Raw genomic sequence first — 13,305 nt, forward strand, 5'->3', positions numbered from 1 at the left:
ATAGGTGACCCCCGATGGTGGGCACGCCCGGACCCGGTCCGGCATGACCGGAAGCGTCACCCCCGCTGACCGCGCCGCTCATTGGGGCTACCTTCGAAGCCATGGGGAGGCGGACGGTCACCGTGCACCACGTGCGGGCCGTGCTCGCGGGGGCGCGGCGGGCCGGCTGCGACCTGGTGCCACTGCTCCAGGAGGCCCAGATCCCGCCGCTGCTGCTCGGAGACGACCGGGCGCGGGTCACGCCCGCGCAGTTCGCACGGCTCTTCCGGGCCCTGTACCGGACCACCCAGGACGAGTTCCTCGGGCTGTCGGCCGTGCCGAGCCGGCCGGGGACCTTCGCGATGATGTGCCACGCCTGTCTGGGCTGCCGGGACCTGGGCGCGGCCGTGGAGCGGGCGGCGGCGTTCTACGGGCTGTTCCCGGGCGGCCCGGAGCTGGCCCTGGAGACCGGGGGCGGGGAGGCCCGGTTCACCGTCCGCAACGACTTCGACGGGGACGAGGAGCGGTTCCTGACGGAGTGCGTCCTCGCGATCTGGCACCGGCTGTGCAGCTGGCTGGTCGGACGGCGGATCCCCCTGGTCCAGGCCGCGTTCGCCTATCCCCCGCCGCCGCACCGGGACGAGTACGACGCCCTCTTCGACTGTCCGGTGCGCTTCGGGGCCGGCCGCACGGAGGCCGTGTTCGACGCGCGCTGGCTGACCGCGCCGCTGGTACGGGACGAGGCCGCGCTCGACGCGATGCTGCGCCGGGCCCCCTTCGACCTGCTGTCGCGCCCCGAGTACGGGACCACGGTCGCCGAGCAGGTCCGCCGGACCCTGACCCGGCGGCTGTGCGGCTCGCCGCGGCTGCCCGAGCTGGGCGAGGTGGCGGCGCGGCTGGCGGTGTCCCCGGCGACGCTGCGGCGCCGGCTGCGGCAGGAGGGAACCTCCTTCCAGCAGCTCAAGGACGACGTGCGGCGGGACGCGGCGATAGCGGGCCTGGCCGAGGGCGGCGAACCGATCGCGGAACTCGCCGCCCGCCTGGGCTTCTCGGAGGACACCGCCTTCCACCGCGCGTTCCGCCGCTGGACGGGAACGACCCCGGGCACGTACCGAACCACCTCCGGCGGCTGACGGCCGCACGGCCGCCCCGGCCCGGCCGGTGTCCCGGCCCGGCGAGACCTGGGGCCGAGCGGCGGGGCGGGGTGGGGTGGGAGGGCGGGTCAGGAAAGGTGAGCTTTCCGGTCAGCGACATGCCGACCGGTCGGTCACTACCTTCGCCTCACCTGCCCCCACCCCCACGCCCTTTGGGAGACCCCCCATGCGCATGCGCAGCAGCAGCACGGTCCTGGCCGCCGCCGTGGCCGCCCTCGGCTTCCTCGCCCAGGTCCCCGCCGCCACCGCCGAGGAGGCCGCGGCCGACGGTGGCCGCCCCGGCGACGTCGTCGGCAGCGCGCCCTCCGCCTTCCACCCGCTGCCCGGCCAGCCGACCGGCACCAGGGCCTGGAAGGTCCACTACCGCTCGACCACCGCCGACGGCGCCCCGAACGTGGTCTCGGGCACCGTCATCGTCCCGCAGGACGGCCGCACCGGCCCGCGCCCGCTGATCACGTACGCCGTCGGGACGGTGGGCCTGGGCGACTCCTGCGCGCCGAGCGCGAACCTGCCGAACGGCACCGCCATGGAGGCCAACCTCATCCAGCAGTACACCCAGCGCGGCTGGGCCGTCGTCGTCACCGACTACGAGGGCCTCGGCACCCCCGGCGTCCACACCTACACGGTGGGCCCCTCGGCCGGCCACGCCATGCTCGACGCCGCCCGCGCCGCGATCCGGCTGCCCGGGACGGGCCTGTCCGCCGACACCCCGGTCGGCATCGTCGGCTACTCCCAGGGCGGCCAGGCCAGCAGCTGGGCCGCCGAGCTGCAGGGCTCGTACGCCCCCGAGCTGAAGGTGAAGGGGACGGCGACCGGCGGTGTCCCCGCCGACCTGCTGAAGGTGGCCGCCTCCAACAACGGCTCCTACGGCTCCGGCCTGATCTTCATGGCCGCGGCCGGCCAGGACGCGGCCTTCCCCGAGCTGGGGCTCGACTCGTACCTCAACCCGGCGGGCCGGGCGCTGGTGGCCGGGATGAAGGAGAACTGCGTGGCGGTCGACGCCGTCGCCGGCTCCTTCAAGCGGATCTCCGACCTGACCACCCGCGACCCGCTCGCGCAGCCCGACTGGCAGGCCCGCCTGAACCAGAGCCGGCTGGGCCGGACCGCCCCGGCGGCGCCGGTGCTCCAGTACCACGCGCTCGGCGACGAGCTGATCCCGTACGCGGTGGGGCGGCAGCTGCGCGCGGAGTGGTGCGCGCGGGGTGCGGACGTCCAGTTCGACACGATCGTGCTCGGTGAGCACGTCAGCGGGGTGATCACGCACTCCCCGGCGGTCGGGAACTGGCTGGCGGACCGCTTCGCGGGCCGCGCCACCCGCCCCGACTGCTAGGGCCTGAGCCGCCGCCCGGCCCGCCGGTTCAAGCCCAGCCGGTTCACTCCCCGGCGGTTCACTCCCCGGCGGGGCAGGAGCGCGTCCCGCCAGGCAGCTTCCCCGCGATGAGGAACTCGTCGACGTAGCCGCGTACGCAGGCGGAGGAGCCGTAGCCGGTGTGTCCGTCGCCCTTGTGGTCGATGATCACCGCCGAGCCGAGCCGGCGGGCCGTCTCCTCGGTCCACTCGTACGGGGTCGCCGGGTCGCCGCGCGTGCCGACGAGGAGCATCCGGGGCGCGCCCGGGTGATCGATGCGGCGGATGAAGTCGGTGCCGGCGGGGCGGCCGTAGCAGGAGAGCACGGTCATCAGCTGGCCCGGCCCGAACACGGGGGAGGTGCGGTGGAACTCGTCGCGCAGGTCGCGGATCTCCTGCTCGACGGCCTCCGGACTGGCCTTGTCGTTGCTCCGGTCGGGGTCGTCGGCGCAGTTGACGGCGGTGAGGGCGGCCGCGGCGTTGTCGTCGGGGATCCGGGTCGGGCCGTCGGGGGGCGGCGGTTCGTCCGGGCCGCCGAGTTCCATCAGCGGGACCGGGTCGCGGTCGCGCTCGACGCGGGCGAGGGCCTGGGCGAGGTCGGGCCACAGGCTCCGGGAGTACAGGGCGGACCCGATGGCCCCCACCGCGTCCTGGCCGGTGAAGTGGGAGCCGTCGTGCCCGACCAGGGGGTGTTCGTCGAGCCGTTCTACGAGGGCCTCGACCTTCTCGCGGGCGGTACGGGTGTTGGTGCCGTAGACGCAGTCGTACTGGTGGGCGCACCAGCTGAGGAAGTTCTCCAGGGCCCGCTGCTGGCCGCGGGCGGAGACGAGGGCCTGCTCGGTGAGCGGTTCGGTGAGGGTGTCGACCCCGTCGAGGACCATCCGGCCGGTCCGCCGGGGGAACTGGGCGGCGTAGACGGCGCCGAGCCGGGTGCCGTAGGAGAAGCCGAGGTAGTTGAGCTTCTCGTCGCCGAGGGCCTCGCGGATGCGGTCCATGTCGCGGGAGACGTTGACGGTGCCGATGTACGGGAGCACCGGCCCGGAGTGCAGGGCGCACCGCTCGGCGACGGCGCGGAGGGCGGCCAGCTGGGAGGCGGCGTCGCCGGGCACCTCGTCGCCGGTCTCCTGGGAGCCGCCGCAGGAGACGGGGGTGCTGAGGCCGACGCCGCGGGGGTCGAAGGCGACGAGGTCGTAGCGTTCGCCGAGCTTCGCGAAGGGCTTGGGGTCGGCGGCGAGGGAGGCTATGCCGGGGCCGCCGGGGCCGCCGAAGTTCAGCAGGAGCGAGCCGAGGGGCCGTCGGCCGGGGGCGGTGGCGGGGAGGCGGGCCACGGCTATTCGGGTGGTGCCCTTGGCGGGGTGGGCGGGGTCGAGGGGGACGGTCACCTCCGCGCACCGCATCTCCGCGGGCACGCGTTCGAGGGGGCAGTCCCCCCAGTGCAGGGGCGCAGGGGTCGCCGCCGGGGTGACCGAGGGGGCGGCGGGGGCCGCCGGGGCGGCGGTGAGGGAGGCGGCCAGCACCACCGCGGAGGCCGCGCAGGCGCTTCCGGTGGCCGTACGCAGACGCGGACGGGTACGGGGACGGGGACGGGGCATGCGCCCTCCTCGGGTCGCCCCCCGGACCGGTCGGCCCAGCTCACCATAAGCGGGCCCCGCCGCCCCCGCCCCTCGGGCCGCCCGCCCTGGACGGCGTACCTCTCAGGCGGTGCGGGGCGCCCGGTACAGCTCGTCGATCTCCCTCTCGTAGTCCCGGGCGATGGCGCCGCGCCTGAGTTTCAGCGAGGGGGTCAGGTGGCCGCGTTCCTCGGAGAACTCCCCCGGGAGGACGGTGAAGCGGCGGATGGACTCGGCCCGCGACACCAGCTTGTTCGCCTCGTCCACCGCCCGCTGGAGCTCCGCCAGCAGCTCCGGGTCGGTGACCAGCTCGCGGACCGGCACGCCCTGCTTCTTGTGCATCTGCCGCCAGTGCGCGAGGCCGTCCGGCTCCAGGGTGACGAGGGCCGCGATGTAGGGGCGGTTGTCGCCGATCACCAGGCACTGGCCGACCAGCGGGTGGGCGCGCAGCCAGTCCTCCAGGGGCGCGGGGGCGACGTTCTTGCCGCCGGAGGTGATGATCAGGTCCTTTTTGCGGCCGGTGATGGTCAGGTACCCGTCGGCGTCGAGTTCGCCGATGTCCCCGGTGGCCAGCCACTCCCCCGGCGGGTGGGCGGCGACGTTCCAGTACCCGGCGAAGACGTGCCGGCCGCGCAGCAGCACCTCCCCGTCGTCGGCGATGCGCACCGCCGTCCCCGGCAGCGGCCAGCCGACGGTGCCGAGGCGGGGGCGCTGGGGCGGGGTGACGGTCGAGGCCGCCGTCGTCTCCGTCAGTCCGTAGCCCTCGAATACGTCGATCCCCGCGCCGGTGTAGAAGGCGGCGAGGCGCCGGCCGAGGGGGGAGCCGCCGCTGAGGACGTAGCGGACCCTGCCGCCGAGGGCGGCCCGGATGCGGCGGTAGACGAGCGGGTCGTACAGGGCGCGGGCGGCCCGCAGGCCCATCCCGGGCGTCTTCCCCTCCACCGTCTCCCCGTACCGCTGGGCGATCCGCGCGGCGCGGTCGAAGGAGGCGGCCCGGCCCGTCTTCTCGGCGGTGGCGCGGGCGGTGTTGTAGACCTTCTCCAGGACGTAGGGGATGGCGAGCAGGAAGGTCGGCCGGAAGCCGGCGAGGTCGGCGAGCAGTTCCTCGGTGGCGATGCTCGGCGCGTGGCCCAGTTTGACCCGGGCGCGCAGGCAGCCGACGGCGACCATCCGCCCGAAGACGTGCGAGAGCGGCAGGAACAGCAGGGTGGAGGCGGGGTCCTTGCTGGCGGAGCGGAAGACGGGGTGCAGCAGCTCGACCGCGTTGTCGACCTCGGCCTGGAAGTTGCCGTGGGTCAGCACGCAGCCCTTGGGGGTGCCGGTGGTGCCGGAGGTGTAGACGAGCGTGGCGACGGATCCGGGCGTACGGGCGGCCCTGCGCGCGTGCACGATCGCGTCGGGCAGGTGCTCGCCGGCCTTGACGAGCCGGGCCAGCGCGCCCGTGTCGAACTCCCACAGGTGCGCGAGCCCGGGGAGGTTGGCGCGCTCGGCGCTGATCAGGCGGGCCTGGACGGTGTCCTCGACGGCGCAGGCCACGGCTCCGGAGTCGTGGATGATCCAGCGGGCCTGGACGGCGGAGGAGGTCGGGTAGATGGGTACGGTCACCAGGCCCGCGGCCCATCCGGCGAAGTCGAGCAGGGTCCACTCGTAGGTGGTCCGGGCCATGATGGCGAGGCGGTCGCCCTCGGCGAGCCCTTCGGCGATGAGCCCCTTGGCGACGGCGAGGACCTCGCGCGCGAACTCGGCGGCGGTGACGTCGCGCCAGGTGCCGTCGCGCTCCTTGCGGGCGAGGACGGCCTCGCGGGGGGCCTCGCGGGCGTTCTGGAACGGTATGTCCCCGAGGGAGCCGCCGGCCGCCGGCCCGACGAGCGCCGGCACGGACACCTCGCGCACCACGCCGCCGACGATCGTCTTGACGGGCTCGACGGGCTCGACGGCATTGACGGCATTGACGGGCTTCGGCTGGCCTGCGTCCACGGCGTTCTCCTCGGTCATCCCGCTGTTACCGGCGGTAATGTACGCACGCCCCCACGCCGGGGACCACCCCCCGTACACCATCTCCCCGCCGGCTCCACACCCCGTCGACGGCGCGCACACGCCGGCCCCGCATGCCCGGAACGCCTGCGTCAGCCGGCGCCGAAAGGGGAGAATCCCGCTGGGCCCACCCCCCACCCCTAGGAGCAGCCGGTGTCGCCTTCCCAGGAAATCGAGTTGACGCTCACTCCCGCCCAGGCCGCCGAAGGGGTGCTCGTATCCGTCCCCCTGCCGACCGGCCCCCAGCGCCTGCGCATACCCCCGGCCCGCAACGGCGACCTCGTCCGGGCCCGCGTCGGCGACACCGAAGTCCTCCTGCGCATCCGCGTGTCGGGCCCGCCGGCCCCGCCCCCGGCCGCGCCGCAGCCGGCCCCGTCGGGCAAGAGCGGGGCGCTGGGCTGCCTGGCGGCGTTGGCGGTGGTGGCGGTGGTCGTCAGCCTCGTCATCGCCAACTCCGACGACGACTCGACCCCCACGGCCTCCGCGAGCCCGACCTACACCCGGTACACCCCGCCGACGTACAGCCCTCCCACCTACACCCCGCCCACGTACCGCCCGCCGACCTACACCCCGCCGACGTACACCCCTCCCACATACGACCCCGCACCGGCCCCGCCGCCCACCACGGAGGCGCCCCCGAGCCCCTTCGACACGGGGACCTGCCTCAACGGCCAGCTCCCGGACTCCACCACCGCCCAGACGGTCCACGGCGTCAAGGAGGTCTCCTGCTCGGCCTCCGACGCGCACTACCGCGTCATCCAGCGCTTCCCGGGCACCCACGACATGAGCCGCTGCGACGCCAACCCCCGTACCGAGTACGGCTTCTCGTACCAGTACACCCTCAACGGCAGCGTCATCAACGAGTACGTCTACTGCCTGGTCGGCATCGGCTCCTACTCCCGCGCCTGACCCTTCCCGGCCACCCGCCGCCACACCCACACGGCACCACCGACGACGACGGCGGCCACCACCCCACCGACCGCCTCCGGCACGGCGGCGAGCAGCAGTTCCTGCACCACGGCCATCCCAACCTCCTTCACCCGATCCCCCGGACGGGGGCCTGAGGAGACCCTCGCCCGTTTGCGCCGGGTCCCCACCCGGGCAGGGACGCCCTGGGACGGCGGGCCGCCGCCACCAGCGGGGATCCGCCCGGGCCGGGGACCATCGGATCCGCCCAGGGACAACGAGGGGGAACATGGGGTCCGACACGGGGGCGTGGCAGCGCTACGGGGCCTTCCTGCGCACCCAGGCCGCCGAGGCCGGCATGGGCCCGCGCGACGTCGAGCAGGCCTTCAGGGAGGCGGCCGTACGGGAACCGGACCGCCACATCGGCGAGATGAAGTGCTCCAAGTCCCACATCGACCGCATCTACAGCGCCCAGGCGAAGCCCAGTCCGCCACTGGAGTTCACCCTCCAGTTCCTGCGCATCGCCAACAAGGCCGCCCGCCTGACCCAGCAGGAACACGCCCGCCGCTGCGAGGAGGCCCGTTCCCTGCTCCGGGCGGCCATGGCCCCACCTCGGCCGGCGTCCGACGAGAACGACGCCGCCTCCCTCCGCCACCAACGGGACCTCGCGCTCACGCAGCGGGACCTGGCCCTGGTCCAGCGCGACCTGGCCGAGGCCACCGGCACCGAGACCCGCCTGCGCTACGCCCTGCGCGACGCGGAGTTCCTGCTCCTGACCCTGTTCCAGATCACCGGCGCGCTGCGCGAGATCATCGCCGGGAACGACGTCCGCGCCCTCCGGGCCGCCGACGCAAGCGAACTCGCCCGGCTACGCGACGAGACCCGCCAGGCGGAGACGTACAAGACGACGGCACAACAGGAAGCGGACCGCGTCATCGCCCGCAGGCTCACCCTCGAACAGCTCTGGGACCGCGCCCGCGCCGACCTCCAACGCCTCTCCCAGCACCCGGACATCTCAGAACTCGCCTTCACCCCCCACCCCCCGGGCGGCCCGCCCACCCCGATGCCGCCGGCCGACCTGTTCGCCCAGCCCGCCCTGGACGACATCGCCGCCGCACTGACGAAGGCGCACGAGGTCAACACCCGTGAGGAGGAGTCCGTCCGTGCGCTGCGCAGGACCTTCGTGGACCAGGACGGCTTCCTGGATCGCGATGGCGAGTTGGACGTCCTCCTGGCTTCGACCCGCCTCAACGACCCCGAAGCGCGCCACTCGGTCATCGACGCGCTCGCCAGCAGCTGGCGTCACAGCGAGGCCGCCAGGGAGGCCGTCATCCGTCTGGCCGCCGATCCGGACCCCACGGTCAGGAGATATGCGGGCGAGGGAATGGCAGACGGGTGGGCCGGCGACCCGGTCGCCCGGGACGCACTGCTGCGGATGGCCCGCGACACCGACGCCCGCGTTCGGCAGTCCGCCGTCCATGCCCTGAGCGGCGGATGGAGTGGCGACCCCGTCGCCCGTGACACCATCCTGCAACGAGCCTCGGATCTGAGTCCGGAGGTCCACAAGAGCGTGGTGATGGCACTCTCCCGAGGATGGCCCGGGGATCCTACCGCTCTGGGCACCGTTCTCCTCTTCGCGGACGCCCGGGAGCCATCCGTCCGCGAGGCGGTTCCGAAGGCGCTCTCGGACGGATGGCCCGGCGAGCAGTCGGCATGCGAGACCCTTCGGCGGCTCACGGCGGACGGGGACGTGGATGTCCGCCGCCGGGCCATCCGTGCGCTGGCCTCGGGCTGGGCCGGGGAACCCATGACCCTGCGCGCCGTACGAGCGGCGGCCTCCGACAGGGACGCGGACGTACGCACAGCCGCCGCCCATGCCCTCGTGACCGTCCGAAACGAAGATCCCGCCGCCAAGACGTTGGTCCTGCAACTGGCCCGCGACGGGGAGGCAGAGGTTCGCCAGGCTGCCGCCCACGCGCTCCACAGGGGCTGGAGCAGCGACGAGGAAGCCCGGCACATGCTTCTGCAGCTGGCGCGGGACCCCAGCCCGAAGGTACGCGAGGACGCACTCGGCTCGCTCGCCACCGGTTGGCCGAACGACCAGACGAGCCGGCATGCCCTGGTCCAACTCGTCCGCGATGAGAGCGCAGATGTCCGCCGCCAGGCGGCCGCCTCTCTCGCAAGGGGCTGGGCCGGTGACCCCTTCGCGCGAGAAGCCGCGATCCACCTCACAGCTGATGGCGACCCGATTGTCCGCCGTTCGACAGCGGAGGCGCTGGCCGACGGCTGGCCGGGGACCCCTGAGGCGTTGGCCGCCCTGCTGGATCTGAGCTTCGACCAAAGCGCGGACGTGCGCCAGGGCGTCGCCGACGCCCTGGGCCAGGGCTGGCCACGAGACCTCGCGAGCGGGGCGGCGTTGCTGCGGCTGGTACACGATCCGAGTGCGGACGTCCGGCGATCCGCCACCCAGGCCCTCGGCATCGGCTGGGGAGGGATCCGAAGCGCCCTGGACACAATCATCCTGCTCGCTGACGACTCCAGCCCGCCGGTTCGCGAGGCCGTCGCGACCGCCCTTGCCGAGGGCTGGGCCCCGGACGCCACGGCACGCAGCGTGGTCCTGCGACTGGCGGACGACGGCGATGCGGATGTCCGCCAGCAGGCCGGCTTGGCACTGGCGAAAGGCTGGCCTGGTGATCCCACAGCCCTGAGGGCGCTCTCCAGGTTGCTCGATGACACCGATGGGGCCGTCCGGCAGCGGACCGCCCACGCGCTTGCGAGGGGGTGGGCCGGAGATCCCACAGGCCGTGACGCCGTACTGCAGTTGACCGACGACCCGGACATGCTCGTCCGTCGGCTCTCGGCCGATGCGCTGGCCGCCGGCTGGCCCGACGACCCCACCGCCCGGGGCGCCGTCCTGGAGCTGACGCACGACGTGAGTGACGAGGTCAGGGCATGGGCTGCTGACGCCCTCGCGGAGGGCTGGCCCGGCGACCCCGAGTCGCGTGACCGTGTCGTGGAGCTGCTGGCCGACAGGGCCTGTCGGCTGTACGTCACCAGCTCGCTGGCGGAGGGCTGGTCGGGCGACCCGATCGCCCTGGCCGCCGTCCTCCGGCTAGTGACCGACCGGGATGCCGACGTCCGTGAGACGGCCGCCGGGGCGCTCGCCTATGGGTGGGCCGGCGATGCGGCGGCCGAGGAGGCATTGCGGCGGCTCGCGGCCGATCCGGCGCCCGCCGTGCGGCGGGCCGTCGGGGAGGCGCTCAAGGAGCGGGAGGCTACTGCCAGCGGTACGGCTTGATGCTCGGGTCGTAGGAGCAGGTGACCGTGGTGCCGTTCGTGGCGCGGGCCGTGCGGCCGCGGTCGGCGTTCGGGCAGAACTGGCCGTCCACCACCGGGTGGCCGTTGGAGGTGCAGGCGTAGCCGCTCTTGCCGTCCGGGCAGGCGGTCATGGAGCCCGATGTGCTGCCGCCCGTCGTCGTGGACGGCTTGGTCTTCGACGGGGCCGGGGCCTCGGTGGTGGGCGGCGGGGTGTGGGACGGGTCGTTCTTCTCGTCCAGGTAGCCGTGGTGGCTCACCGAGCAGTCCGCCTGCTTCGACGCCAGGTTGAGGGTGACGTCGGCGGTGGGCGGGAGGGGATCGGCCGCCTTCGGGGTGGTGGTGCACACGTACCAGGTGTCGTGCGCGTCGGGGAGGACGACGTCCGTGTGCAGGGCCGTGATGGTGATGCGCGTGACCGACACGGACAGGGCCGCGAGCGCCTCCCGGGATGCCTGGGCGGTGCGGCCCGTCAGGTCCGGCATGGACGGGGCAGCTGTGGAGGGCGCGGCCGTCGGGGTGGTGGTCGGTGAAGGGGCGGCCGTTGCCGCCGTGTTGGCCTTCGGGGCGGACTGCGCGGCGCCTCCGCAGCCGGTGAGGGCGAGGACGCCGAGGGCGGCGACGGGGGCGAGGAGCCGGGATATCCGCACGGTGGGGGTACTCCTGGGGCGAAGCGGCCGGATGGCCGGATGGCGGGCCGTCAGGATGGCATGCTCACGGCCACTCCGCCCCGGATTCCGCTACTCCACCCGGCTCGCGAACGCGCCCAAGCGGCGGCATTCCGCGACCGTCGCCGTCAGCGGGCGCTCGCGCAGGATCCGGCGGGCGCGGTGTTCGCCGAGGCTCGTCGCGTACCAGGGGGCGTCGGAGGCGTGCCGCAGGTCGGCCTCGATGCCCATCAGGGCGCAGGAGCGGCGGGGTTCGGGGAGGCGGTCCAGGTAGGGGGCGGCGTCCGAGGAGAGGTCGCGGAGGTAGGCGAGGTCGAGCTTGTTGTCCTGCTGGTAGCGGGTCACGTTGTACTCGGCGATGATCCCGTCCGGTGAGGCCAGCCCGAAGGCCAGCACCGTCGCCGCCGCGCCGGCGACCACCGCGCGGGCCAGCCACCGGCCGCCCGCGACCCCGGCCGCCATCAGCAGCACGATGACCAGGCCCAGCCACAGCTCCATGGTGACCACCGACAGCCGCAGCCGCGTCAGTCCGTACGCGTCCACGTACAGGTCCATGCGCCGCACCGCCGACGCGACCACCACCAGGGTCAGCAGGCACAGCGTCCCCAGCACCGAGCGGACCAGGCGCCGGTCGCCGGCCCCGCCGCGCGGGGCCCAGCGCAGTGCGAGCGCGATGACCGCGAGGACGAACACCGTGGCCCAGAGCAGCTGCCAGAAGCCCTGGCGCGCGTACTCGGCGTACGTGAGGCCCGTGCTCTCCAGCACCTTGTCGTAGCCGCCGAACAGCACCGCCAGCTGCACCGCGTTGAACCCGGCGAAGAGCAGGTTCAGCACGATCAGCGGCAGGCTCCACTCCACCCGCGAACGCGCCTTCCACTGGCGGGGCTTGACCCGGTCCCAGCGGTGCGGGGCGGCGGCCGTGCGGGCGGCGGCGAGGGCCAGGACCGCGCCGAGCAGGAAGAGAAGGAACCTGAACGGGCCCTCCCCGACGGACACGTCGGGCAGCAGGCCGCCGAGCAGGTCCGCGAAGGCCGCGTCGGCGGAGGCGAACAGACCCCCGAACACGAGCAGCAGGGCCGCCGCGACCAGCGCCGCCTTGACCACGGACAGCCAGCGCTCACGGCCCGCCCCGCCGCCGCGCGAGCGCAGTCCGGCCCAGGCCCAGCCGACGCCGGTGACGGCGCTGTCGAGGAAGCCGAGCGGGGCGAGCAGGACGCCGGGCCAGCTGCGGGTTCCGTGGAGGGTCAGCGCGGCCAGCAGTACGGCGCCGAGGATCGCCAGGGTGGAGGGCCAGGCGGAGTCCCGCAGCGCCGGAACGGCGAGCAGCGCCACGCAGCCGGCCGCCCACAGCAGGCTCCAGGGGCGGGCCTTGCGCCCGGCGGCGCGGGCGGCGGCGTACGCGGCGACCATGGCGGGCAGCACCGCGAGCAGCAGGCCGGGGCCCATGCCGTCGCCGAGGACGACGGCGGTGGTGAGGCCGGCGGCGAGCACGGCGACGAGGGTGGCGGTGTGGATCGGCGCGGCCTCGGCGGGCCGGATCCGGCGCCACATGGAGTTCGCGGCCCGCGCGGCGGCCTCCTCCCGGGCCTGCTGCTGGCGCAGCCGGAGCTGTTCCATCTGCCAGAAGTGCCAGGCGGCCGGGTCGTGCCCGGCAAACCCGGGCGCGATCGGCGCCACGGGAACCGGGCCGGCGGCCGCCGGAGCCTGGGCAGTGGGTGCCGCGCCGTGCCCCCCAGACCCGTGAGCCGGGCCGGCAGACGCCGGAGCCGGGTTGGCGGCCGCCAGAGCCTGGGCGGCAGCCCCGGGGGCCTGGGCGGCAGGCGCCGACATCTGGCCGGCGGTTGCCGGAACCTCACCGGCAGGCGCCGGAGCCTGACCGGCAGACGCCGACGCCCGGGCGGCAGGTGCCGGAGCCGGGGCGGCGGCCGCCGGAGCCTGGCCGGCAGACCCGGGAGCCTGAGCGGCCGAAGCCGACATCTGGCCGGCAGTTGCCGGAGCCTCACCGGCAGGCGCCGGAGCCTGACCGGCAGACGCCGACGCCCGGGCGGCGGCCGCCGGCGGAGCCTGAGCGGCAGGCGGGGGCGTCTGACCGGCGGGGGCCACGGGCGCCGGGGCCTGGGCGGTCTGCGGGGCCGGCGGCTGGGCGGGCTGTGGGGCCTGGGCGGGCCCGGCCGCCTTCGCCTCCTCGGCGTCGCCGGCGTTGGCGGCGTTGTCGGACATGAGTCCCTCCCCTGTTGCGGAGCCGTCAGCGTAGGCCCGCGCCCCCAGGTTTTGAACACATTCAACTCCCCC

At 74.6% G+C, this 13,305-nt stretch carries 9 protein-coding genes; 4 read left to right on the forward strand and 5 right to left on the reverse strand.

From position 1 onward, the window contains the following. Window positions 1-101: 101 nt before the first annotated feature. Together D1J60_RS14935 and D1J60_RS14940 are read left to right on the forward strand one after the other, a co-directional pair. Complete coding sequence (locus D1J60_RS14935; RefSeq protein WP_125821429.1) at window positions 102-1,112, forward strand: AraC family transcriptional regulator; 1,011 nt, start codon at window positions 102-104, stop codon at window positions 1,110-1,112. A 187-nt stretch (window positions 1,113-1,299) separates the two neighbouring features. Further along, entirely contained in the window at window positions 1,300-2,463 is a 1,164-nt protein-coding gene (locus D1J60_RS14940) for a lipase family protein (protein WP_125821430.1), read from the forward strand. Window positions 2,464-2,521: 58 nt separating this feature from the next. On the opposite strand, the gene D1J60_RS14945 is transcribed toward D1J60_RS14940, so the two are convergent. Both D1J60_RS14945 and D1J60_RS14950 read right to left on the reverse strand, forming a co-directional pair. Then, window positions 2,522-4,072, reverse strand: coding sequence for an alpha/beta hydrolase (locus D1J60_RS14945; protein ID WP_125821431.1), 1,551 nt, complete (start codon window positions 4,070-4,072; stop codon window positions 2,522-2,524). A 102-nt stretch (window positions 4,073-4,174) separates the two neighbouring features. Next, window positions 4,175-6,085: an AMP-dependent synthetase/ligase gene (locus D1J60_RS14950; protein WP_125821432.1), complete on the reverse strand. Its 1,911-nt coding sequence runs from the start codon at window positions 6,083-6,085 to the stop codon at window positions 4,175-4,177. 216 nt (window positions 6,086-6,301) lie between these two features. Between D1J60_RS14950 and D1J60_RS14955 the strand changes: the two genes are divergently transcribed. Continuing rightward, window positions 6,302-7,033 carry a hypothetical protein gene (locus D1J60_RS14955; RefSeq protein WP_241253276.1) on the forward strand — a complete coding sequence of 244 codons (732 nt, stop codon included), beginning with the start codon at window positions 6,302-6,304 and terminating at the stop codon, window positions 7,031-7,033. Here the strand turns inward: D1J60_RS14955 and D1J60_RS38640 are convergent. Then, window positions 7,018-7,149 (reverse strand): hypothetical protein, encoded by a 132-nt coding sequence (locus D1J60_RS38640; protein ID WP_277607497.1) that lies wholly within the window; start codon window positions 7,147-7,149, stop codon window positions 7,018-7,020. The genes D1J60_RS14955 and D1J60_RS38640 overlap by 16 nt on opposite strands. 170 nt (window positions 7,150-7,319) lie before the next feature. Here D1J60_RS38640 and D1J60_RS14960 point away from each other — a divergent pair, with 170 nt between their 5' ends. Then, entirely contained in the window at window positions 7,320-10,328 is a 3,009-nt protein-coding gene (locus D1J60_RS14960) for a HEAT repeat domain-containing protein (protein WP_125821434.1), read from the forward strand. Here D1J60_RS14960 and D1J60_RS14965 read toward each other — a convergent pair. Both D1J60_RS14965 and D1J60_RS14970 read right to left on the reverse strand, forming a co-directional pair. Next, complete coding sequence (locus D1J60_RS14965) at window positions 10,306-10,995, reverse strand: hypothetical protein (RefSeq protein ID WP_125821435.1); 690 nt, start codon at window positions 10,993-10,995, stop codon at window positions 10,306-10,308. The two genes, D1J60_RS14960 and D1J60_RS14965, sit on opposite strands and share 23 nt — an antisense overlap. Before the next feature lie 90 nt (window positions 10,996-11,085). Further along, the gene (locus tag D1J60_RS14970) at window positions 11,086-12,690 is read right to left on the reverse strand and encodes a DUF4173 domain-containing protein (RefSeq protein WP_241253277.1); all 1,605 of its coding nucleotides are present in this window, start codon (window positions 12,688-12,690) and stop codon (window positions 11,086-11,088) included. Window positions 12,691-13,305 lie beyond the last annotated feature (615 nt).

It is taken from the genome of Streptomyces sp. W1SF4, assembly GCF_003950035.1.
In the GTDB taxonomy this organism is placed as follows: domain Bacteria; phylum Actinomycetota; class Actinomycetes; order Streptomycetales; family Streptomycetaceae; genus Streptomyces; species Streptomyces racemochromogenes.

Excerpts from the sequence above, each read along its gene's own strand:
- D1J60_RS14935 (WP_125821429.1), top strand. The coding sequence starts at position 102 with ATGGGGAGGCGGACGGTCACCGTGCACCACGTGCGGGCCGTGCTCGCG.
- D1J60_RS14940 (WP_125821430.1), top strand. The coding sequence starts at position 1,300 with ATGCGCATGCGCAGCAGCAGCACGGTCCTGGCCGCCGCCGTGGCCGCC.
- D1J60_RS14945 (WP_125821431.1), bottom strand. The coding sequence starts at position 4,072 with ATGCCCCGTCCCCGTCCCCGTACCCGTCCGCGTCTGCGTACGGCCACC.
- D1J60_RS14950 (WP_125821432.1), bottom strand. The coding sequence starts at position 6,085 with ATGACCGAGGAGAACGCCGTGGACGCAGGCCAGCCGAAGCCCGTCAAT.
- D1J60_RS38640 (WP_277607497.1), bottom strand. The coding sequence starts at position 7,149 with ATGGCCGTGGTGCAGGAACTGCTGCTCGCCGCCGTGCCGGAGGCGGTC.
- D1J60_RS14960 (WP_125821434.1), top strand. The coding sequence starts at position 7,320 with ATGGGGTCCGACACGGGGGCGTGGCAGCGCTACGGGGCCTTCCTGCGC.